This window comes from Actinotalea alkalitolerans (assembly GCF_023369855.1).
Taxonomy (GTDB): domain Bacteria; phylum Actinomycetota; class Actinomycetes; order Actinomycetales; family Cellulomonadaceae; genus Actinotalea.
Genome location: NZ_JAMBPP010000008.1, coordinates 162,671 through 183,133 on the forward strand (window position 1 = coordinate 162,671; position 20,463 = coordinate 183,133).

Annotated in this window: 16 protein-coding genes; 6 read left to right on the forward strand and 10 right to left on the reverse strand. The window is 73.5% G+C overall.

The window, feature by feature from the left end; genetic code table 11:
* The first annotated feature begins 14 nt into the window (after nucleotides 1-14).
* Nucleotides 15-2,975 (forward strand): glycoside hydrolase family 2 TIM barrel-domain containing protein, encoded by a 2,961-nt coding sequence (locus tag M1R94_RS11930; RefSeq protein WP_249381922.1) that lies wholly within the window; start codon nucleotides 15-17, stop codon nucleotides 2,973-2,975.
* 21 nt (nucleotides 2,976-2,996) lie between these two features.
* Here M1R94_RS11930 and M1R94_RS11935 read toward each other — a convergent pair whose 3' ends face one another.
* From M1R94_RS11935 to M1R94_RS11960, 6 genes are all read right to left on the reverse strand, one after another.
* Nucleotides 2,997-4,097 carry a serine hydrolase domain-containing protein gene (locus M1R94_RS11935; protein WP_249381923.1) on the reverse strand — a complete coding sequence of 367 codons (1,101 nt, stop codon included), beginning with the start codon at nucleotides 4,095-4,097 and terminating at the stop codon, nucleotides 2,997-2,999.
* Nucleotides 4,088-5,080 carry an N-acetylglucosamine kinase gene (locus M1R94_RS11940; RefSeq protein ID WP_249381924.1) on the reverse strand — a complete coding sequence of 331 codons (993 nt, stop codon included), beginning with the start codon at nucleotides 5,078-5,080 and terminating at the stop codon, nucleotides 4,088-4,090. The genes M1R94_RS11935 and M1R94_RS11940 overlap by 10 nt, the downstream gene beginning before the upstream one ends.
* Complete coding sequence (locus M1R94_RS11945) at nucleotides 5,077-6,003, reverse strand: carbohydrate ABC transporter permease (RefSeq protein ID WP_249381925.1); 927 nt, start codon at nucleotides 6,001-6,003, stop codon at nucleotides 5,077-5,079. Before M1R94_RS11945 ends, M1R94_RS11940 begins: the two co-directional genes overlap by 4 nt.
* Nucleotides 6,003-6,965 carry a carbohydrate ABC transporter permease gene (locus M1R94_RS11950; RefSeq protein WP_249381926.1) on the reverse strand — a complete coding sequence of 321 codons (963 nt, stop codon included), beginning with the start codon at nucleotides 6,963-6,965 and terminating at the stop codon, nucleotides 6,003-6,005. Before M1R94_RS11950 ends, M1R94_RS11945 begins: the two co-directional genes overlap by 1 nt.
* Before the next feature lie 69 nt (nucleotides 6,966-7,034).
* Nucleotides 7,035-8,333, reverse strand: a complete 1,299-nt coding sequence (locus M1R94_RS11955) for an ABC transporter substrate-binding protein (protein ID WP_249381927.1) — start codon at nucleotides 8,331-8,333, stop codon at nucleotides 7,035-7,037.
* A gap of 65 nt (nucleotides 8,334-8,398) precedes the next feature.
* Complete coding sequence (locus tag M1R94_RS11960) at nucleotides 8,399-9,316, reverse strand: N-acetylmuramic acid 6-phosphate etherase (protein WP_249381928.1); 918 nt, start codon at nucleotides 9,314-9,316, stop codon at nucleotides 8,399-8,401.
* A gap of 160 nt (nucleotides 9,317-9,476) precedes the next feature.
* On the opposite strand from M1R94_RS11960, the gene M1R94_RS11965 reads away from it, so the two are divergent.
* The 5 genes from M1R94_RS11965 to M1R94_RS11985 are packed head-to-tail and all read left to right on the forward strand — an operon-like array spanning nucleotide 9,477 to nucleotide 14,929.
* Complete coding sequence (locus M1R94_RS11965) at nucleotides 9,477-10,343, forward strand: MurR/RpiR family transcriptional regulator (RefSeq protein ID WP_249381929.1); 867 nt, start codon at nucleotides 9,477-9,479, stop codon at nucleotides 10,341-10,343.
* Between the two features lie 13 nt (nucleotides 10,344-10,356).
* On the forward strand, nucleotides 10,357-11,550 hold the full coding sequence (locus tag M1R94_RS11970) for an exo-beta-N-acetylmuramidase NamZ family protein (protein WP_249381930.1): 1,194 nt from the start codon (nucleotides 10,357-10,359) through the stop codon (nucleotides 11,548-11,550).
* Between the two features lie 30 nt (nucleotides 11,551-11,580).
* Nucleotides 11,581-12,909 carry an alanine racemase gene (locus M1R94_RS11975; RefSeq protein WP_249381931.1) on the forward strand — a complete coding sequence of 443 codons (1,329 nt, stop codon included), beginning with the start codon at nucleotides 11,581-11,583 and terminating at the stop codon, nucleotides 12,907-12,909.
* Nucleotides 12,900-14,513, forward strand: coding sequence for an N-acyl-D-amino-acid deacylase family protein (locus M1R94_RS11980; RefSeq protein ID WP_249381932.1), 1,614 nt, complete (start codon nucleotides 12,900-12,902; stop codon nucleotides 14,511-14,513). The genes M1R94_RS11975 and M1R94_RS11980 overlap by 10 nt, the downstream gene beginning before the upstream one ends.
* A 32-nt stretch (nucleotides 14,514-14,545) precedes the next feature.
* The gene (locus M1R94_RS11985; protein ID WP_249381933.1) at nucleotides 14,546-14,929 is read left to right on the forward strand and encodes a RidA family protein; all 384 of its coding nucleotides are present in this window, start codon (nucleotides 14,546-14,548) and stop codon (nucleotides 14,927-14,929) included.
* 60 nt (nucleotides 14,930-14,989) lie between these two features.
* Here M1R94_RS11985 and M1R94_RS11990 read toward each other — a convergent pair whose 3' ends face one another.
* From M1R94_RS11990 to M1R94_RS12005, 4 genes are all read right to left on the reverse strand, one after another.
* The gene (locus tag M1R94_RS11990; RefSeq protein ID WP_249381934.1) at nucleotides 14,990-17,857 is read right to left on the reverse strand and encodes an FAD-binding and (Fe-S)-binding domain-containing protein; all 2,868 of its coding nucleotides are present in this window, start codon (nucleotides 17,855-17,857) and stop codon (nucleotides 14,990-14,992) included.
* A gap of 241 nt (nucleotides 17,858-18,098) precedes the next feature.
* Complete coding sequence (locus M1R94_RS11995) at nucleotides 18,099-18,476, reverse strand: winged helix-turn-helix domain-containing protein (RefSeq protein WP_249381935.1); 378 nt, start codon at nucleotides 18,474-18,476, stop codon at nucleotides 18,099-18,101.
* Nucleotides 18,473-19,018 carry a hypothetical protein gene (locus M1R94_RS12000; protein ID WP_249381936.1) on the reverse strand — a complete coding sequence of 182 codons (546 nt, stop codon included), beginning with the start codon at nucleotides 19,016-19,018 and terminating at the stop codon, nucleotides 18,473-18,475. The genes M1R94_RS11995 and M1R94_RS12000 overlap by 4 nt, the downstream gene beginning before the upstream one ends.
* Nucleotides 18,994-20,340: a hypothetical protein gene (locus tag M1R94_RS12005; protein ID WP_249381937.1), complete on the reverse strand. Its 1,347-nt coding sequence runs from the start codon at nucleotides 20,338-20,340 to the stop codon at nucleotides 18,994-18,996. Before M1R94_RS12005 ends, M1R94_RS12000 begins: the two co-directional genes overlap by 25 nt.
* Between the last annotated feature and the right edge of the window lie 123 nt (nucleotides 20,341-20,463).

Consider the following 20,463-nt stretch of genomic DNA (forward strand, 5'->3'; position numbering starts at 1 on the left):
AAGGACCCGCAGTCATGACGGCACAGCACACCCACGAGTCGGTCGTCCTCCCCCAGGGGGTGCGAGCGCCGCGGTTCCGCCCGCCGGCCGGCGCGTCGAGCACCGCCAGCCAGAGCCTCGACGGTCCCTGGCGCTTCCGTCTCTACCCCGAGGCGACGACGGGAGCCGATCCCGCCGACGCCGGGTCCGACTGGGCCACCCTCGACGTCCCTGGGCACTGGCAGCTCGCCGGGGCGCCCGACGCGTGGCCGTACGGGACTCCTGCCTACACCAACGTGCAGTTCCCGATCCCGGTGGACCCACCGCGGGTGCCGCGCGCCAACCCCACCGGTGAGTACCGGCGCACGTTTGCCGTCCCTCCGGCGTGGCGCAGCCAGGGCCGCGTGGTCCTGCGGTTCGAGGGCGTGGACTCGTGGTTCGAGGTCGCGGTCAACGGTCAGGTGCTGGCGCAGTCCCACGGGTCGCGACTGCCCACCGAGGTGGACGTCACCGATGCCCTGGTCGACGGGGAGAACCTGCTCGCGGCGCGCGTCACGCAGTGGTCGGCACAGACCTACGTCGAGGACCAGGACCAGTGGTGGCTGTCCGGCATCTTCCGCAGCGTCAGCCTCGAGCACCGGCCCGTCGGCGGCCTCGAGCACGTCTCGGTGACGGCCGGGTACGACCACCGCACAGGAGCGGGCGAGCTGCGCGTCGACGTGGAGACCGGCGCGGGCTCCGCCGTCGTCCGGGTGGCCGAGCTCGGCGTGGAGGCGCGGGACGGCGAGACGGTCCGGGTGCCGGTCGAGCCGTGGAGCGCCGAGAGCCCGCGGCTGTACGACGTCGCCGTCTCCACTCCTGCCGAGACGGTCACCCTGCGCGTCGGCTTCCGAACCGTCACCACCGAGGATGGCGTGTTCCGCGTCAACGGCAGGGCCGTGAAGCTCTACGGCGTCAACCGCCACGAGTTCGAGCCCACCCGCGGCCGTGCCGTCACCCCCGAGACGATGCTCGCGGACGTGCTGCTGATGAAGCAGCACCACGTCAACGCCGTGCGGACCAGCCACTACCCGCCGCACCCCCACTTCCTCGACCTGTGCGACGAGCACGGGCTGTACGTCGTCGACGAGAACGACCTCGAGACGCACGGCTTCGAGCCGCTCGGTTGGCGCGGCAACCCGACCGACGACCAGGCGTGGGCGCCGCTGCTGGTGGATCGGGTCGTGCGGATGGTTCGACGCGACGCCCACCACCCGAGCGTCGTCGTGTGGTCGCTCGGCAACGAGGCCGGGCGTGGCCAGAACCTCGCCGCCATGGCCCAGGCGGTGCGCAGTCTCGACGGCTCGCGCCCGCTGCACTACGAGGGGGACTGGGCGAGCGGCGAGGTCGACATGTACTCGCGGATGTACGCCGCGAGCCCGGAGGTCGCCCTCATCGGCCGCGGTGAGGAGACCGCACTGCCCGACGGAGCGTTGGACAGTCACCGACGCGGCCTGCCGTTCGTGCTGTGCGAGTACGCGCACGCGATGGGCAACGGCCCCGGCGGGTACACCGACTACCTCGATCTGATCGACGCCCACCCGCGACTGATGGGCGGGTTCGTCTGGGAGTGGATCGACCATGGCATCGTGCGGCGGGACGCCGACGGCACACCGTTCTACGCCTACGGGGGCGACTTCGGCGAGGAGCTGCACGACGGCACGTTCATCGCCGACGGCCTGCTCCTGCCCGACCGGACCCCGTCTCCGGGGCTCGTCGAGCTCGCTGCGGCGTACGCGCCGTTGCAGGTGCGGCCGGCCGCCGCGCGTCCGGGGGCACTCGAGCTGCGCAACCGGTACGCGTTCACGAGCACCGAGGGCGCCCGCCTCGAGTGGACCCTGATGGGGGAGGACGGCGTCGTCGGGCAGGGAGAGCTGGAGGAGATCCTCGCGCCCGGTGAGTCGCGGGTGGTCGGTGCAGCGGAGGTCGTCGGCGACGCGCTCATCGAGTCGGCCGGCGACGGCGGGCTGTGGTGGCTGGTCCGGGCGGTGCCGCGCGAGGCGCCGTCGTGGGCGCCGGAGGCCTTCGACCTCGGCGCCGGGCAGGTGCTGGTCCGGCAGGCGGCACCGCTGGCCCCGGCGCGCGGTCCCCTCACCCGGACCGCGGACGGCCACCACGCCGTCGGCCCGGTGGTGCTCGATGCCACAGGTCGTCTCCTGCGCGTCGGGGCGACCCCGGTGCGGCTCGCACGTATGGACGCCTGGCGCGCGCTCACCGACAACGACGCCCGGCGCGCCTGGGGTGATCCGATCGGGGACGGCGAGGCCTGGCGGCGGGCCGGGCTGGACCGACTCCACGAGCGCGTGGACCGTGTGGAGCTCGAGGGCGACACGCTCGTCGTGACCGCACGCACCGCGGGTGCGGCCAGCGACTGCGGCTTCACCGTGCGGTACGAGTGGCGGACCGTCGACGACACGACCGCCGACCTCGTCCTCCGGCTCACCCCCGAGGGGAGCTGGCCGGGCTCGGTACCGCGGCTCGGGTGGCTCCTGGCGCTCGAGCAGCCCAGCGCTGGTGACGTGACCGTGGACTGGACCGGCCTCGGGCCGCACGAGTCCTACGCCGACTCCGCCCGGGCCGCCCTCGCGGGCCGGTGGCGGCACACCGTCGACGACTGGCAGACCCGATACACCCACCCGCAGGAGAACGGTGCTCGCCGCGGGGTGACCCGGGCACGCCTGGACCTCGCGGCCGGTCCGCTCACGTTGCGCGCGGTCGAGGTGCGGGTCGGTGGGCGTCCCGTGCACGGCGTCGAGCTCACCGCCCGACCCTGGTCGGACACCGCGCTCGACGCCGCCGCCCACCCGCACGAGCTCGCCCCCGACGGCGTGCTGTGGCTGCACGTCGACGCTGCCCAGCACGGGCTCGGGTCGGCGGCGTGCGGCCCCGGTGTGCTGCCGAACGCTGTGCTGCGCCCGACGCCGGTGACACTGCAGATCAGGTTGACGGTGGGGTGAGCCCGGTGGAGTCGTCGGGCGTCAGGAGCTCGCGTGCGGCGTCGCGACCGCGGCAACGGCCTCCGCGAGCGCGCGTCGGAGCGGTCCGACGTCCGTGCCCACGCGCGTGGGGTGCACCCTGTTCGTCAGCAGGACGGTCACCGTCCCCCCCACGGGGTCGACGACGAGGGATGTGCCGGTGAACCCGGTGTGGCCGATCCCGCATACCGAGCCCATGAAGGTCGCGTCGGCGACCCGGAAGCCGGCTGCCTGCCCGTAGCCGGCGGGTGAGGCGACAGCAGGGTGCACCAGGAGCTCGACGGACGCGGCGTCGAGCACACGCCCGGCCCGGCCCTCGCCGGACCGCAGCACCATCTGCCCGACGGCGAGGACGTCGTCGGCTGTGCCGAAGAGTCCGGCGTTGCCGACCGGTCGGCCGAGGGCGTGGGCGAGCTCGTCGTGGACCTCGCCTCGGATGCTCCCGCGGTGCGGTTGGGTCTCGGTGGCGACAGCAGCCGGCAGGTCGACCGGTCCGAACGCCATCGAGCCGGCGCCGAGCGGGACGAGCGCGCGATCGCGGAGGATCTCGTCGAGACGGGCCCCTGTCACCAGCTCGAGCAAGCGGCCGACGGCGACGAACCCCAGGCAGGAGTAGTCCGGGCGGGTGCCGGGCGGCGCCTCGAGCGGGGTGGTGAGCACGCGGTCGAGCAGCCGCTGCCCACGCTCGGCCTGCCACAGCGTCGACGTCGGCGGCAGCCCTGCGGTGTGCGTGAGCAGGTGTCGCAGCGTGATCTCGTCGGCACCCTCGCCCGTGCCGACCTGCAGGGTCTGCGCGACCGGGGCGTCCAGCTCGACCACGCCCTCCTCGACGAGGGACAGTGCCGCGACGGCGACGACGACCTTGGTCAACGAGGCGAGGTCGAACCGGTCGCCCGCCGTGAGCTCCGCGCCGCCCTCGGCGGCCCGCCCCTGCAGGAGCCGCACGGGCGGCCCGCCCGGTGCGTGCACGGCGACCGATACCGCAGTGCCCGGCACTCCTGCGGCATGGGCCTCGTCGAAGACGCGGGTGACCGCCCGCTCGAGTGCGTCGTCCGCCGCTCGGGCCTCGGGGACAGCGGAGGGCTGCGTGGTGCTCAGGTCCATAGCAGCCCGCTCACCGCCTCGACCGGCGGATCACCGGCCGCCAGGGCACGGGCCAGGGCGACGGCCCCGGCGAGCGGGTCACCGGCCGGGTCGACCAGCCGAACCTCGGGTCGTGCGGTGGCCAGGTGACGCCGGAACGCAGTGCTCACGGTGGGGACGTCGAGCACCCCGCCGACCCCGGACAGCACGGGCGGCACCCCGTCGCGCAGCACCGCGGAGGCGGTGGCTGCGAGCGCGCGACCGGCGCGGTCGACGAGCTCCGTGGCCGCCCGGTCACCCGCCGCGGCGAGCGCCGTGACGGCCGGCGCGAAGGAGGCGAAGAGGGTCGCCGGATCGTCCCGGCCGTGCACCGCACGCGGCCACCCGGAGGGGTCGCCGAGCAGGTCGCGACCGGCAGCGAGCAGGGTCGCGCCGTCTGCACCGGCCCCCGTGCCGCCGTCGACCGCAGCGCCGTCGACTGCCCGGCCGTCGTGCTCGGCGAGTGCCCGCCGCAGTCCTTGCGCACCCAGCCACGCGGCACCGCCGTCGTCCCCCAGCAGGTGCCCCCAGCCGTCGGCGCGGTACCAGTGCCCGTCGTCGGTCCGGCCGAGAGCGACCGACCCGGTCCCCACGGCCAGCACCGCGCCCGGACCGTCGCCGAGGGCGCCGAGGTGCGCGGTGAGCGCGTCGGCAGCCAGGGCGACCCGGGTGGTCCCGCTCACCTCGACGAGCCGCGCGGCGAACCGGCCGTGCTCGGCGGCGAGCGAGGACATGCCCGTGGCGCCGACCGCGATCGAGGCGACCGCTCCGCCGCCCCCGGCAGCGGCCCGGACATCCCCCAGCACCGTGCGGACCACTCCGAGGACCGCGGCCTCGATCGCCGCGCCCGTCTTCGCCGCTCCCGGCGCCACGACCGAGGCGATCGTCGTGCCGTCGTCGCGGACGGCGACCGCGCGGCTGCTGCTGCCGCCGACGTCGACCGCGACCAGCACGCCCGGAGTCACTTGCTCATGCCGGCGGTGAGGCCGTTGATGATCTGCTTGGTCGCGATGAGGAAGATGATCACCAGCGGGACCGTCGCGATGGTCAGGCCCGCGAACAGCTGCGGCCAGTCGGTCGAGTACTCCCCGAAGAAGCGGGTCAGCCCCACGGGCAGGGTGTAGGTGTCGCGGTCGCGCAGCAGGATCAGCGGGTAGAAGAAGTCGTTCCAGACCGGCACGAAGCGGAAGACGATCACCGTGGCCAGGGCCGGGCGGACCAGCGGGAGCAGCACGCGGACGAAGGTCTGGAACGGTCCGGCCCCGTCCAGGCGCGCGGCCTCCTCGAGCTCGACGGGCATCTGGCGGAAGAACACCGCGAGCACGAAGGTGCTGAACGGGATCCCGAGCGCCGCGTACACCAGGATCAGGCTGAGCCGGCTGCTGGTCATGCCCAGGGCGTCGAGCATGTAGAACAGCGGCAGGATCGCCAGGTGCACCGGGAGCATCAGCCCGGACAGGAACACCATCTCCGTGCCGGCCAGGAACCGGCTGCGGCTGCGGGCGAAGGCGTAGGCGGCGAGCACCGAGACGACGGTGCCCAGGGCGACCGACCCGACGGTCACGATCGCGGAGTTGATGAAGTACGTCTCGAAGGACGCGGTGAGCCACGCCTCCCGGTAGCTGTCGAGGGTCGGCTCCAACGGCAGACCGAGCGGCTCGGTGGCGATCTGCTGCTGGGACCGCAACGAGTTGTTCACCATGAGCAGCAGCGGGCCGATCGCCACGACCGCGTAGCCCCACAGGAAGATGTTGGTCAGGAGGGCACCCACCCGGCCGCCCTCGCGGCGGGCCGGACGGCGTCGTGCAGGTCCGGGCGGGGTGATGCGGGCGTCCTGGGAGGCCTCGGTGCGCGGCAGCTCGGCCGGGACGTGCTGGACGGTCGTCATCAGAAGAGCCTCCGCTCGGCCCGGCGCATGAACCGGGTGATCACCACGGACACGACGAGGATGAACAGGAACAGGACCGTGGCCAGCGCGGACGAGATCCCGATCGAGTTGGCGTTCCCGCTCTCGAACGCGGTGCGGTAGAAGAGCAGCATCATCACGTCGGTGGACCGCGCCGGACTCCCGGAGGAGCCGCCGAGCGCGAACGGTATCGCCATCGACTCCATGGCGCCGATGAAGGTCAGGACGGTGATGATCCCGATGGTCGGGGTGAGCATCGGCAGGGTGACGTACCGGAACCTCTTCCACGACGTCGCACCGTCGAGCGAGGCGGCCTCGTCGATCTCCGGGGCGATGCCGCCCATCGCGGCCCCGTAGAGCAGGATCGGGAACCCGATCCACTGCCAGGCGGTGACGCCGACGACGACCCAGATGGCCAGGTTCGGGTCGCCGAGCCATGGCTGGGCGAGCGAGTCGAGGCCTACGCCGCGCAGGATCGCGTTCACCGGGCCGAACAGCGGCGACAGCATGAGCGACCACAGGTAGCCGATGACCATGGGGCTGACCAGGTACGGCAGGGCGAAGATCGTCTGGAACATCCGCTTGGTGCGCTTGCGGCGGTGCAGCAGCGCGGCGATGCCCAGGCCGAGGGTGTTCTGGAAGAGCACCGCACCGCCGAAGAGCAGCAGGTTGTGCAGGAAGGCGTTGCGCAGGTCGTGCGCGTAGGGCGCCTGGGTCAGCAGCGTGACGTAGTTGCTGAACCCGGCGAAGCCCGCCTGACGGGTGCCGGCCCAGTCGAAGAACGAGTAGCTGAGCGCCGCGACCATCGGGTAGAGGATGAAGACCCCGAACAGCAGGGCTGCGGGGAGCACGAACGCGAGCCCGACGCCGAAGGGCAGGTGGATGCCCGTGTTCTTGCTGCGCGGTCGCGCCGTGCGGCCGACCGTTGTTGCGGGGGCTGTCATGTCGGTCCTTCCTCGGCGAGCGGTGGGCCGGCCGCCGGGGGGAGGGCACCCCCGGCGGCCGGGTGGGGATCAGGGGCTCGGCGTGAACCAGGTCGAGACGCCGGTCTGCAGGTTGGTGGCGAGGTCCTCGGGCGTGGCCTGTCCCAGGAACAGGCTCTGGATGTCCGGCCCGAGCACCGCGGTGCCCGCCGGGTCGCCGTAGCGGAAGTTCACCAGCAGCAGGTAAGGCGCCGGGTTCTCCGTGTACTGCTCGTTCATCTCCTGCATGAGCGGGTCGGAGTACTCGACCCCCGGCAGCGGGGAGAACTGCTGGGCCTCGTCGGCGAAGATCTGACCGAACTCGGGGGTGGCCATCCAGCTGAGGAGCGCGAGCGCCTCCTCCTTGTTGGCCGAGGAGGCGTTGAGACCGAAGCTACCGTCCGCGTACCCGGGGGTCACCGGGGTGTCGAGGACCGAGCCGGGGGGCGGCGGGACCTGGTAGACGCCCCACTCGGTGTCCGGGGCGCCGTCGCGGAAGGTCGGCAGGTCGAACGAGCCGCCCGGCCACTGCGCGGCCAGACCCGCGGTGAACTGCAGGGAGGCGTCTGCGACGGCGATCGCGCTGACGTCCGGGTCGAGGTACTGCTGCATCTGCTCGACCATCTCGAGGGAGGCGACGTAGTCCGGGTCGGTGAAGTCCTTCTCTCCGGACAGGACGGCTGCCTCGAACTCGGCGCCGCCGTAGCGGGCCGAGCCGACGATGTCGTGGAACATCGGGAGCACCCAGTCCTCGCGGGCTCCGAGCGCCATCGGCGTGACGCCCTCGGCGAGCAGCGCCTCCTGGAGGTCGATGAACTCGTCCCACGTGGTGGGCTCCTCGAGGCCCATCTCGTCGAACATCGTCTTGTTGTAGAACATCTGCATGGTCTGGTACGCGAAGGGGACGCCGTAGGTCAGGCCGTCCTCCTGGCCCTCGGACGCTCGCAGCACGGTCGGCTCGAACTGGTCGAGCCCGTCGATGTCGTCCCCGATCGGGTCGAGCTGCCCGGCGCGGATCGCGTTCTGCACACCGCCGTAGGCGCGCAGCATCGGGATGTCGGGGCCGTCGCTGCCCTCCATGCCGGTGGCGAGGATCTGGTTGTACTCGGTCGGCTGGAAGCCCTCGAACTGGATGGTGACGCCGGGGTTCTCCTCCTCGTACACGTCGAAGATCGCCTCCCACGCGGGGGCGGTCGCGGCCTGCCACGACCAGACGGTCAGGGTGACCTCCTCACCGCCGTCCGCGGGCTGCTCGCCCGACGCGGGCGCGTCCGAGGCGGGGGCACAGGCGGTCAGTGCCAGGGCACCGACGGTGAGTCCGGCGAGGACCAGGTGCTTGCGAGTCGTCATGGCTGTGTGTCTCCGTGCTCGGTTGCGGGTGGATGGGGTTTCGGCGGTGGGCCGCGGCCGTGGGGTCACGGCGTGAGTGCCCGGATCGCCTCGCGCACGGAGCCGGAGGACTCCGTGAGCGCGCGGTGGGCGACGTCGACGTCGACGTCGCACAGGGTGGCGACCAGGGCCTTCTTGAGGTCGCCGTCGGCACGGACCAGGGCCTCGTGCGAGAGGTCGAGGTTCCGGCCGGTGGCCTCGGCGAGGATACGTACCGTGCGGTCGCGCAGCTTCGCGTTGGTGGCGACCAGCGAGACCATGAGGTTGGACCAGACCCGGCCCCGGCGCACCATCAGTGCGGTCGAGAAGCCGTTGAGGACCAGCTTCTGCGCCGTCCCGGCCTTGAGCCGGGTCGAGCCGGTGAGCGCCTCGGGGCCGGTGTCGACCTCGATGGCGAGGTCGACGTCTGCCGAGAGCGCCGCACCGGGGTTGTTGGTGATCAGCGCGGTGACCGCGCCGGCCCGGCGGGCCGCGCGCAGGGCCGCGCCCACGTAGGGCGTGCGTCCGGAGGCAGTCAGCCCGATCGCGACGTCGTGCGGGCCGAGGCCGGCCGCGGCCGCGGCGCCCTCGTCCTCGGAGTCCTCCGAGTTCTCCACCGCCCGCACCAGGGCGGTGTCGCCCCCGGCGATGTGCGGGATCACGGTACCTGCGCCCAGGTTGAACGTGGGGAGCAGCTCGACGGCGTCGAGCACCGCCAGCCGGCCCGAGGTGCCGGCGCCGAAGTAGTGGATCGCGCCCCCGGCCGCCAGTGCGGCGTCTGCTGCGTCGACCAGCCGGGCGACCGTCGGGAGCTGCCGCGCGACGGCGGCAGGCACGGTCGCGTCCTGGCGGTTGAGCAGGATCAGCACCTCGAGGGACGTCATCTCGTCGAGTCCGGCCGAGTCCGCGAGCCGTTCCTCGGTGCGTGCGACGCCCGTGGGCCAGATGCCAGCGGTGGTGGTCATGGGTTCCTGTCCGTCCTCGCGCCACTGCCGGGTGCAGGAGCGATCCGCACACTATTGGCAAGATTTCTCGCGTTGTCCAGCCCCTCTGGCAATATTTACACGCGGACTCCGATCCGTGGCAGAGTGGGCGCCGTCACACCCCGTCGACCCGCGGAGAGCCATGTCGAGCAGCGTCCTGACCACGCTCCACCAGCGCATGCCCGCGATGACGCCGACCGAGAGGCGGGTCGCCGCCCACGTCGTGGCAGAGCCCGGGGCCATCCGGACGCTGACCATCACCGACCTCGCGCACGCCGCCGGTGTGTCCATCTCCTCGGTCGCCCGGTTCTGCCGGACCCTCGGCTTCGACGGCTACCCCGAGTTCCGGATGTCGCTCGCCGCCGACCTCGGTCGTGAGGCGCAGTCCCGCGAGCGGTTCCAGATCAGCGACGGCGACGTGGACCCGGCCGACGGCGTCAGCGACGTCGTCTCGAAGGTCGCGTACCACGAGGCCGCCACGATCGAGCAGACCGCCCGCGACCTCGACCTGGTCGCCCTCGACGCCGTCGCCGAGCGGATCGTCGCAGCCCGCCGGGTCGACATCTACGGCACCGCGTCCAGCGGCCTCACCGGGCAGGACCTGCACCTCAAGCTGCACCGGATCGGGCTGTTCAGCCAGGCGTGGACCGACCAGCACCTGGCCCTGACCAGCGCCGCGCTGCTCTCCCCCGACGACGTCGCGATCGCGTTCTCCCACTCGGGCCGCACCCTGGAGATCGTGCAGGCGCTCGACGTCGCGCGGGCCACCGGCGCCACGACGATCGCCATCACGAACTTCCCCGACTCCCCGCTCGCCGCCCAGGCGGACATCGTGCTGGCGACCTCGGCCAACGAGACCAAGTACCGCTCGGGCGCGATGTCGAGCCGGATCGCCCAGCTGGCCGTCGTGGACTTCGTCTTCGTCCGGGTCTCCCAGCGCCTCTACGACCGCATGTCCACCAACCTGCGCCTCACGTTCGACGCCGTCCGAAGCCACCGCCTCGACTGAGAAGGACCCGCCCATGACCGCCAGCACCCTCTCCCGCCAGGCCGTCCCCCGGACCGGGCTCGACCTGGTCGGCGCAGGCCGGGGCCCCGACCTGACCGGCCTGCGCCTGGGCCTGGTCACCAACGACGTCACCCTCACCTCGGACCTGCGGCGGGGGCGCGAGGCGCTCGTCGCCGCGGGTCTGGACCTGCGCCTGCTGTTCACCCCCGAGCACGGCCTGACCGGACTGGCCCGCGAGGGCGCGCTGATGGGCGACGAGGTCGACCCCGTCACCGGGCTGCCGGTGCGCTCGCTCTACGGGGACACGCTCGCGCCGTCGGGCACGGACCTCGCCGGGCTCGACGCCGTCCTGTACGACCTGCCCGACGTCGGGAGCCGGTTCTACACCTACATGTGGACCCTCAGCCACGTCCTCGAGGCGTGCGCCGCGGCCGGTACGCGACTCGTGGTGCTCGACCGCCCGAACCCGATCGGCGGGGACCTCGCCCTGGCCGAGGGACCGATGCTCGACGAGGAGCGGTGCCAGTCGTTCGTCGGGCGCTGGTCGATGCCGATCCGGCACTCCCTGACCATCGGTGAGCTCGCCCGGTGGTGGGTGAGGTCGCGCGGGATCGACGTCGAGCTCGAGGTCGTGCCGGTCGAGGGATGGACGCGGGACCGTACCGCCCTCGACGGTGCGGCGCACTGGACCCCGCCGTCCCCCGCGATGCCGAGCGGGTTGACGGCCCTGCTGTACCCAGGCACCTGCTTGTTCGAGGGCGTCAACCTCGCCGAGGGCCGCAGCACCGCCGTCCCGTTCCGCGTGCTCGGCGCCCCGTGGCTGGACGCCGAGGAGATGGTGCGGCGCATCCGCGACCTGCAGCTCCCCGGCCTGCTCGCCACGCCCTACCCGTTCACCCCGTTGACCCGCGACCACGCGGGCGAGGCCTGCCAGGGCGTGCTGCTCGCGGTGACCGACGCCGCCGCGCTACGACCGGTGCGCTCGGTCGTGCGGATCCTGTCGGTGGTGGCCGAGCTGCACGGCGACCGGCTCGAGGAGCGCACCGCGCCGCACATGCCCGGGGAGTCGCCGCGAACCGCCCTCGAGAAGCTCTTCGGTCAGGTGGACGCGTTCGCCGAGATCTCCTCGGGCCAGTGGGACGACCCGTCGCGCTTCGACGTCCCGCAGTGGGCCGAGGCCGTCGCCGACTCGCTGCTGTACCGGTGAGCGGGCTGTACCGGTGAGCGGGCTGTACCGGTGAGCGGGGCCTCGCCCGCCGCCTGGGCGGCGCTGGCCCCGCACCTGGTCGGCCTCGACGTCACCGACAAGGGCTGGAGCCCGGCGCTGACTGCGGTCGCCGACGCCCCCGTGCCGCTGAGCGAGGCCTCGACGCCGGTACTCACGCTCGACGTGGCGGTCGCCGAGCGCAACCTGCTGGCCATGCAGGAGTGGACCGACCTCCGGGGCGCGGTGCTGGCTCCGCACGGCAAGACGACGATGACCCCGGCCCTGTGGCACTGGCAGCTCGCCGCCGGGGCCTGGGCGATCACCGTCGCGACCGAGGCCCAGCTGCGGGTCGCCCGGGTGGCCGGTGTCCGCCGGGTCCTGGTCGCCAACGAGCTGCTCTCTCCCACCGGTCTCGCCTGGCTCGCCGGCGAGCTCGACGCCGATCCGGACCTCGACGTGACCTGCTGGGTCGACTCGGTCGAGGCCGTGCACCAGATGACGCGCGCCCTGGCCGCCGTCGGGGCCCGGCGGGCAGTCGGTGTGTGCGTCGAGATCGGGGTCGACGGCGGTCGCACCGGAGCGCGCACCGACGAGCTCGCCCACGCGGTGGCCCACGCCGCGCGCGACTCCGACCAGCTCGAGCTGCGCGGGGTCGCCGCGTACGAGGGCAGCGTCCCGGGCCGGGACGAGGAGGACAAGGCTGCCGGGGTCCGGGCCTTCCTCGCCCGCACCGGCCGGACCTTCGTCGCGCTCGCCGACCTCCTCGAGACGCCTGAGCCGATCCTCACCGCCGGGGGCAGCGCCTACTTCGACCTGGTGGCCGACGAGCTCTCCACCGTTGCGGCCACGGTCCCCGGGGCCCGGCTGGTGCTCCGCTCGGGCGCCTACCTCGTGCACGACGACGGGCTCTACCGTGGCTCGACCCCGGCGGCAACCCGCTCCGGGCCGATCCTCGAGGCGGCCGCACACGTGTGGAGCCGGGTGCTGTCCGTCCCCGAGCCGCACCTGGCCCTGCTCGACGCCGGGAAGCGCGACCTGCCCTACGACGCCGGCCTGCCCGAGCTGCAGCGCGTGGTCCGCACCGGGACCGCCGAGGCGGTGGCCGCTCCCGCCGGCACGATCACCGGGACCAACGACCAGCACAGCTACGTCCGGCTCGAGGAGCCGGGGTCGCTCGCCGTCGGCGACGTCGTCCGCCTGGGGCTCTCCCACCCGTGCACCATGTTCGACAAGTGGCGCACGGTGGTCCTCGTCGAGCCCACCGAGCCTGCCGAGCCCACCGAGCCTGCCGACGCGGCTGCAGCGGCAGGCGACCTGAGGGTCCCGACCGTCCGTGGGGTGCTGCGCACATGGTTCTGACGATCCGCGGTGGGACCGTTGTCGACCCGGTGGACGGGCTGTGGACCGCCGACGTCGCGATCGACGGCGGCCGCGTCGTGGCGGTGGGTGAGGGCCTGGCGGAGAGCGCGCGGCTGCGGGGCGGCACCGTCCTGGACGCCGATGGCCGTCTCGTGCTGCCCGGGCTGGTCGATGCCCACTCCCACGCCGACGCCCGGGTGCTCGACGAGGACGTGCAGCTCGCGCTCCTGCGCCAGGGGGTCACCTCGGTGCTCGCCGGGCAGGACGGCGTGTCCTTCGCGCCCGGGGACGGCGCCTATGCGACGGACTACTTCGGCCCGATCAACGGCCCGCACCCCACCTACCGCGGCGGCGGGGTGGGCGCGCTGCTCGACGGGTACGCCGGCACCACGCGGGTCAACGTCGGCTACCTGGTGCCGGCGGGCACCGTGCGGCACGAGGTCATGGGCGCCGGTCGGGACCGGCCGAACGCGGCCCAGCTGGCCGCGATGGTCCGTGCGGTCGAGGCCGGACTGGCCGAGGGCGCGCTCGGCCTGTCCTCGGGGCTGGACTACGTGCCCGGCTGCTTCGCGGACGCGGCCGAGCTCGCGGCCCTGTGCGCGCCGGTCACTGCGGCGGGGGCGCTCTACGTCACGCACATGCGCGGGTACGAGGAGTCCGCCCCGCGCGGGCTGGCCGAGGTCGAGGACATCTGCCGGCGCAGCGGGGTGGCCGCGCACGTCTCGCACCTGCACGCCCGCGCCGACCTCCTCGACGGGCTCCTCGCGGGGGCCCGCGACCGGGGCCTGGACCTCACCTTCGACGCCTACCCGTACGCCCGCGGGTTCACCCTGCTCAGCATGGCGGTGCTGCCCGCCGACCTCGTCGCGCAGGGGGCGCAGGTCGTCACCAGCCGGCTACGCACCGCCGACGGTCGGGAGCAGGTCCGCGCGCAGCTCGCCCGGCTCGCGGCCACGCCCGGCGCCGGGGACCACCTCGCTGCGGGCTGGCCGTCCCGGATGCGCGTCGCATCGGCCGGGTCGGCGGCCTACGCCTGGACCGAGGGACGAACCCTCACCGAGGCCGCCGCCTCCCGTGACCCCGCCGCGACCGACCTCGACGCCACGGACCTCGCGCTGCGGATGCTGGGCGAGTCGGCCCTGCGGGTCACCGTGGTGCTGGACCCGCCGAGCCCACGCACCGACGCCGAGCTGGCCCGGACCTTCCGGCACCCCGAGGCGATGGGCGGGTCGGACGGCATCTACCTCGGCGGCCACCCGCACCCGCGCGCCTGGGGTGCGTTCGCCCGGCTGCTCGCCACCGGCGCGCAGGGCCGGGAGGAGGGTGCGTGGCCGCGGCTCGCCGACCTCCTGTCGCTGCGACCGGTCGAGCGGTTCGGCCTCGGTGCGCGCGGCCGGGTCACCGGGGGAGCCGTCGCCGACCTCGTGCTGGTCGACCCGGCGGCCCTCGCCGACCATGCCACCCCCGAGCACCCGACCACCCTCGCCACCGGGATCGACGACGTCCTGGTCGCCGGGACACCCGTGCTGACCGGCGGTGCCCTGACGTCGCACCTCGCCGGGGCGCCGCTGCGCCGGTCCCGCCCCGGGCGACCGACCCCCTGACGTCTACCGATCACCACCCCTGGAGGAGCACCATGAAGAAGGTCATCACCACCGACGCCGCCCCGCGCCCGGCGGGCCCGTACAACCAGCTGGTCGTCGCGAACGGCTTCGCGTTCTCGGCGGGCTTCGGCCCGCAGGACCCGGCGACCGGCCTGGTGCCCGAGGGCGCCGACGCGCAGACCCGCCAGGTGCTGCGCAACGTCGAGGCGGCCCTGGGTGCGGCCGGGCTCGGCCTGGGCGACGTCGTGAAGGTCACCGCGCACCTGCAGCACCTGCACCGGGACGTCGCCGCGTACAACGCCGCGTACACCGAGCTGATGCCGGCTCCGTACCCCGTGCGGACCACGGTCGGCTCGGACCTGGCGAACATCCTGGTGGAGATCGACGTGGTCGCGGTCGTCCCCGAGCAGGACTGACCGACCAGCACCGACCGGACGGCGGCGAACGCCCCCACGGGTCGCCGCCCGGATCCCGGGTCAGACCCGGGTGGCGACCTCGAGCACCTCGAGCACGTGGCGGTACGTCCGGCCGGTGGCCCGGGACATGCCCATCTCGCACGTCCGGTTGGCCGAGACGTAGGCGTCGGCGTCGTGCCCGGCGACCTCGGCCGCCTCGGGTGCGGTCGCGGCCGCGGTGAGCTCGGGGTGCAGCATGCCCCGGTCGCCGGCGAACCCGCAGCAGCCCCAGTCGACCGGCACGGTGACCTCCTCGGCCGCTGCGGCGGCGACCACCATCAGGTCGTCCATGCCGTCCAGGTGCACGGTCGAGCAGGTCGGGTGCACGACCATCGACCCGACCTGCCGCGCCGGCGTGAGCCGCGGCAGGACCTCGCGGCGCACGTAGGTGACGGCGTCGAGCACCAGGAGCTGGTCGAACCTCTCGCCTGCCTCGGCCGTCAGGTGCGGCCGCAGCCCTTGCAGGCCGTGGCTGCACGACGACGCGTCGCACACCACGGGTAGCGCCCCTCCGCCGCTCGCCGTCCAGAGCGCCTCGAACGTGCGCCCCGCCATCGCGTCGTGGCCGACCGTGAACCCCTTGGACGCCCAGGGCGTGCCGCAGCACAGGGCGTCGACCCCCTCGGGCACCGCGACCGGCAGCCCGGCACGCTCGCACAGCGCGAGGAACGCCGCTGTGGCGCCGAGGCCGACGTCGTCCGCCCCACCTGCACCGGGGCCGGCGGACGGCGCGGCCTCGAACAGCGACCCCGTGCACGAGGGGAAGAGCACCACGGCCGACCCCGCGGGAGCGCGCCCGGCGGGCCGGCGCGGACCGGGTCCTGGGAGGTCGGGACCCACCGACGGGACGAGGTCGGTCCCGAGCACCGCGCGGCCCAGGGCCGACGCGGCGGCGGTCAGCGGGGCCGGCAGGGTCGCGGCGAGCCCGAGCCCGGCGCGCAGCCCGGTCGACACCCCGCCGAAGTGCCGCGCGACCGCCGCGCCGGCCCGCTGCGCAAAGGGCCCGTGCGCGTCGGCGCGGAGCTCCTTCATCACCTTCCCGGTGTCGATGCCCACCGGGCACGCGGCGACGCACAGCGAGTCCGCCGCGCAGGTCTGCACCGCGGAGTAGTCGAAGTCCCGGGTCAGCTCGGCCCGCCGCTCGGGGGAGGACACGGCGATCTCCCGCAGCAGGACGATGCGCTGGCGCGGGGTGGTGGTCACGTCCCGGCTCGGGCAGGTGGGTTCGCAGTAGCCGCACTCGACGCACCGGTCCAGCTCGGGGTGCACCGGGGGGCTGGGCTTGAGGTCGCGCAGGTGGGCGTCCGGGTCCTCGTCGAGCAGGACGCCGGGATTGAGCACCCCGCGGGGGTCGCACAGCCGCTTGAGCTCGACCATCACCTCGTAGAGCGCGTCCCCGTACTGCCGCCGGACGAACGGCGCCATGATCCTGCCCGTCCCGTGCTCGGCCTTGAGCGACCCGCCCCTCCCGAGCACCAGGTCCACGAGGTCGTCGGTGAAGCGCGCGTACCGCTCGACCTCGGCGCGGTCGTCGAGATGCGGGGTGATCATGAAGTGGAGGTTGGCGTCCTTGGCGTGGCCGAAGACGACGGCTTCGTCGTACCCGTGGACGTCGAACAGGCGGGTCAGGTCCGCGACCGTCGCCGGCAGTGCGTCCGGCGGCACGACGACGTCCTCGAGCAGGGCCGTCGTCCCCGGGGCCCGGGCTCCGGCGACCGCGGTGTAGAGCCCCTTGCGGGTGCGCCACAGGCTGGCACGGGCGGCCGGGTCCCGGGTGAGCGGGGCGACCGGAGCGCTGGTGCGCAGGGCCGCGAGCACCGGGTCCGCGCCGACGACGGCATCGGCGAGCTCGGCCGCCTGCCCGGCCTGGTACTCGACCAGCAGGGCGGTGTGCCGGTCGACGGCGATCGACCTCAGGACGTCGGCCGCCTGCGGATCGGCCTGCGCGACCCGCAGGGAGGCGGCGTCGAGCAGCTCGACGGCGTGCGCCCCGGAGTCGACGAGCGGGGCGAGCGCCCCGGTGGCCGTGGCGACGTCGTCGAACACCAGCAGCCCGGTCGCCGCGAAAGGCAGTGCCGGGACGGTCGCGAAGGTCACCTCGGCCACGAACGCGAGGGTCCCCTCGCTGCCGATCACCAGGTGGGCGAGCATCTCGACCGCGGTGTCGTGGTCGAGGAGGGCGTTCAGGCCGTAGCCCATCGTGTTCTTCATCGCGAACTGCCGCTCGATCTCGGCCCGCAGCGCGGCGTCGTCGCGCACCCGGTCCCGCAGCCGCAGCAGACCGGTCCACAGGTCGGGCTCGAGCCGGCGCAGCCGGTCGTCGGCGCCGGGGGCGGCGGTGTCCAGGACGGTGCCGCTGGGCAGCACGAGGACCAGGGAGTCCACCGTGCGGTAGGCGGTCTGCGTGGTCCCGGCGGTCATCCCGCTCGAGTTGTTCGCCACCACCCCGCCGATGGTGCACGCGAGCTCGCTGGCCGGGTCCGGGCCGAGGCGGCGCCCGTACCGGGCCAGCCGCGCGTTCACCTGGCGCAGGGTGACACCGGGCTGGCACCGGACGCGCCTCCCGTCGTCGAGAACCTCGACCTCGGTGAAGCGTCGGCGGGTGTCGACCAGCAGCCCGGCGGTCGAGGCCTGCCCGGACAGGCTGGTGCCACCGGACCGGAAGGTCACCGGGGTCCCGGACCCCGCCGCGACCCGCAGCAGGCTCGCGACCTCCGCGGCGGTGCGCGGGGTGACCACCGCTCGCGGGGTCAGCAGGTAGTGAGACGCGTCGTGCGCCATGGCGGCCACGTCGATCGCGCCGGTCCGGACCTGCTCGGGCGAGAGTGCCGCGCGCAGGAGGTCGAGGACGCCGTCGTCCGTGGCAGGGGGCGCAGAGGTGGGGGGCATTGCCCACGCACGCTACCAACCGTCGGGTGGTGGGCCGGGGTCAGCGGGCCTGCCCGGCCGGAGGGGAGCCTGCGCACGGCGCCGGAGGCGCCGCGGTGGCCATGGCCGAAGACCTGCCTCGAGGCGCGAGTCGACCAGAAGAGCTCTCAAGGGGAGGTCCGACAGGACCGCGACATCAGACGCTTGCGAGCCTGCACGGAGATGTACCGAGAGGGCTGGATCTGCACCCCCTCATGGCACGTCATGGCATGCCACTCGGGGCTGACTCGTCAGGTTCTGCCGACGTTCGGGCTCCGCCCGCGCGGCGCACGTCGGCGATCAGCGCCTCCAAGGCGCGGACCTCGGTCCAGAGGGCTTGCCGACCAGGGCCGGTGATGCGGACCCACGTCCGCCCGCGCCTGCCGTCGTAGGTCTTCTCGACGGTGACGTAGCCGGCACCGACCAGGACCTCGAGGTGGCGCCCCAGGTTGCCGTCGGTGAGGTGCAGCGTGCGCTTGAGGTAGCTGAAGTCCGCCTCTCTTGCCTCGGTCAGGATGGTCAGGATGCCGAGCCGTGCTCGTTGGTGGACGACGTCGTCCAGGCCCGAGGCGGGGTGCTGCTCGTCGTGCGGATCGGTCATGGGGCCGGGGTCTGGGCCAGGACCGAGCGCTCGGCGCGGAGACGCCAGATGCCGAGGCTGAGGATCGTCAGTGCACTCAGGACCAGGACGAGGGATGTCGGGGCGGGTCCGAGGAAGCGGGCGCGGTTCTCGAAGGTGTAGAGGGCCGCGAGCGGGGACACGACGCCGAGCACCAGTCCGGTGACCCACAGCGCCCTGTCCCGCCCCCGCCATCCCAGGACGACCAGCCCCAGGCCGATGACCAGCAGTGGGCCGAGGAAGAAGGTGACGACCGGCGCCAGCACGAGGAGCGCGAGCGTCACGAGCACCACGACGCCGTATCCCTGACGTCCCGTCCCGAGCCCGGATCGGGACCGACGTGCCCGCATCACGAGCCACAGCACCAGGAAGGTGGCCAGGGGGAGAAGCGCCGAGGGCAGCCCTGAGGTCGCGAGGACGTAGAGGTGGGCGGCGCTGGAGAGCCAGAACGGATGGAACCTCATCGCCGCCTCGACGAGCACGGCGCAGCCCACGACGATCAGCGGGGCCGATCCGTGGTCCATCGGACGACTGTCGTCGCCGCGGTGGACTGCGGTGTCTCGAGCGCACGCCATCCGATGAGGTCACCGGCGCAGTACGCCCCTCCGTAGTTGCGCTCCACGTCGATACGCGCCAGGTCGCCGGTGACGAGATCAAGGACGTACTGCGGTTCATCGGGTTCCATCCCGGACCCGTCGGCCGAGGTCCACACCACGCGGTCCCCGCACAGGGTGAGCAGTGTCGACCGGCCGTGGCCCGCCAGGGGAATCTCGACCACAGCCCGATCGTCCGGCGTGACGACGTGGATGGCTCCTCCGGACTGACCTGGGACTGCCGTGGCCAGGGCCAGTCGTGGGCCGTCCGCGACGAGCGAAACCACCGACGAGCCCTCGGCGCCGACGAGGTGTACCACCGGTGTTGAGCCACCGGCACCGTCAGCCTGTTCGATCCACGCCTCACCGTCCTTGACGTCTGCCCCGTCGCGCGCGGTGCGCGACACCAGGAGGCCGTCGTCGCCGACCGCTGGCATCGACGCCGCCGCTACCTCGAGCCGGATCGGCCCGGCCCCGTCGGCCGCCCGGGACATGACCTGCATCTCGTACACCGCGCCCCCCGCCCCGGACGCAGGGGTGTCAACCGGAGCGGCAGTTGCCCAGTACACCCGCCCCTCGGCGACGAGGGGAGTCGTGTCGCCGTTGATGATGGGCAACGGACCGTCCAGGACCTCTTCGGAGCGCGCCACGACCCTCACGGCACCCTGATCGTCGCGGGAGAACAACCGCCAGTTCGACCGGTCGAGCGACAGGCTCTCGGTCTCGGCCCAGGCCACCACCTCGTCCTGCACCGATGCGGCGTACGCCTGCCGGGGGTGCGCATCGGCCAGGATGGTTGATGTGTCCTGCCAGGCATCGAAGATCGCGCCGTCGAACGTGCCCATCTGTGACGAGGCCTCGAGCTGGTCGCCCCCGTCGTACTGGCCCTCGGGGATTTCTGCTGCGACCAGGTCGCCCGAGCCGAGGAGACCCAGTGTCAACAGGTTGCCGTCCGCGGGCGACGACACGCTGACCACGGTGTAGTCGACGCCCTCCTTCGCCTGCCGCGCGTTTTTCAGGTCGAGCGTGACCACCTCGGCGACCGACCCGTCGGGCCACCTCAGATGTGCGGGTTCGTACGCGGTCCGGTCGGGGGCCGGACCCAGCGACACCGGAGCGTCGGGCTCAGGGTCGGCGACCTCGGGTACGAAGGAGCATCCGGTGAGGAGAGCCAGGACGAGCGTCGCACCAGCGGCCGTGACGACGCTGTCCTCGAGTGCACGGCGGAAGTCGGCGGCGCTCGGGTACTTCATGCGTCGACCTGACTCCCGACGGCGTCCAAGACGACAGGGACTCGGCTCGACCGCGTGGCCGCATCCGCGAGGCGGCGTGTTGTCGTCGAGCCCGAGGCAGGGCCTGACAGGTAGGTGTCAGAG

Bases quoted from the DNA above. Each gene is read 5' to 3' on its own strand.
- M1R94_RS11995 (WP_249381935.1), bottom strand. From the start codon at position 18,476: ATGACCGATCCGCACGACGAGCAGCACCCCGCCTCGGGCCTGGACGAC.
- M1R94_RS11985 (WP_249381933.1), top strand. From the start codon at position 14,546: ATGAAGAAGGTCATCACCACCGACGCCGCCCCGCGCCCGGCGGGCCCG.
- M1R94_RS11980 (WP_249381932.1), top strand. From the start codon at position 12,900: ATGGTTCTGACGATCCGCGGTGGGACCGTTGTCGACCCGGTGGACGGG.
- M1R94_RS11965 (WP_249381929.1), top strand. From the start codon at position 9,477: ATGTCGAGCAGCGTCCTGACCACGCTCCACCAGCGCATGCCCGCGATG.
- M1R94_RS11990 (WP_249381934.1), bottom strand. From the start codon at position 17,857: ATGCCCCCCACCTCTGCGCCCCCTGCCACGGACGACGGCGTCCTCGAC.
- M1R94_RS12000 (WP_249381936.1), bottom strand. From the start codon at position 19,018: ATGGACCACGGATCGGCCCCGCTGATCGTCGTGGGCTGCGCCGTGCTC.
- M1R94_RS12005 (WP_249381937.1), bottom strand. From the start codon at position 20,340: ATGAAGTACCCGAGCGCCGCCGACTTCCGCCGTGCACTCGAGGACAGC.
- M1R94_RS11950 (WP_249381926.1), bottom strand. From the start codon at position 6,965: ATGACAGCCCCCGCAACAACGGTCGGCCGCACGGCGCGACCGCGCAGC.
- M1R94_RS11935 (WP_249381923.1), bottom strand. From the start codon at position 4,097: ATGGACCTGAGCACCACGCAGCCCTCCGCTGTCCCCGAGGCCCGAGCG.
- M1R94_RS11960 (WP_249381928.1), bottom strand. From the start codon at position 9,316: ATGACCACCACCGCTGGCATCTGGCCCACGGGCGTCGCACGCACCGAG.
- M1R94_RS11930 (WP_249381922.1), top strand. From the start codon at position 15: ATGACGGCACAGCACACCCACGAGTCGGTCGTCCTCCCCCAGGGGGTG.
- M1R94_RS11970 (WP_249381930.1), top strand. From the start codon at position 10,357: ATGACCGCCAGCACCCTCTCCCGCCAGGCCGTCCCCCGGACCGGGCTC.
- M1R94_RS11945 (WP_249381925.1), bottom strand. From the start codon at position 6,003: ATGACGACCGTCCAGCACGTCCCGGCCGAGCTGCCGCGCACCGAGGCC.
- M1R94_RS11955 (WP_249381927.1), bottom strand. From the start codon at position 8,333: ATGACGACTCGCAAGCACCTGGTCCTCGCCGGACTCACCGTCGGTGCC.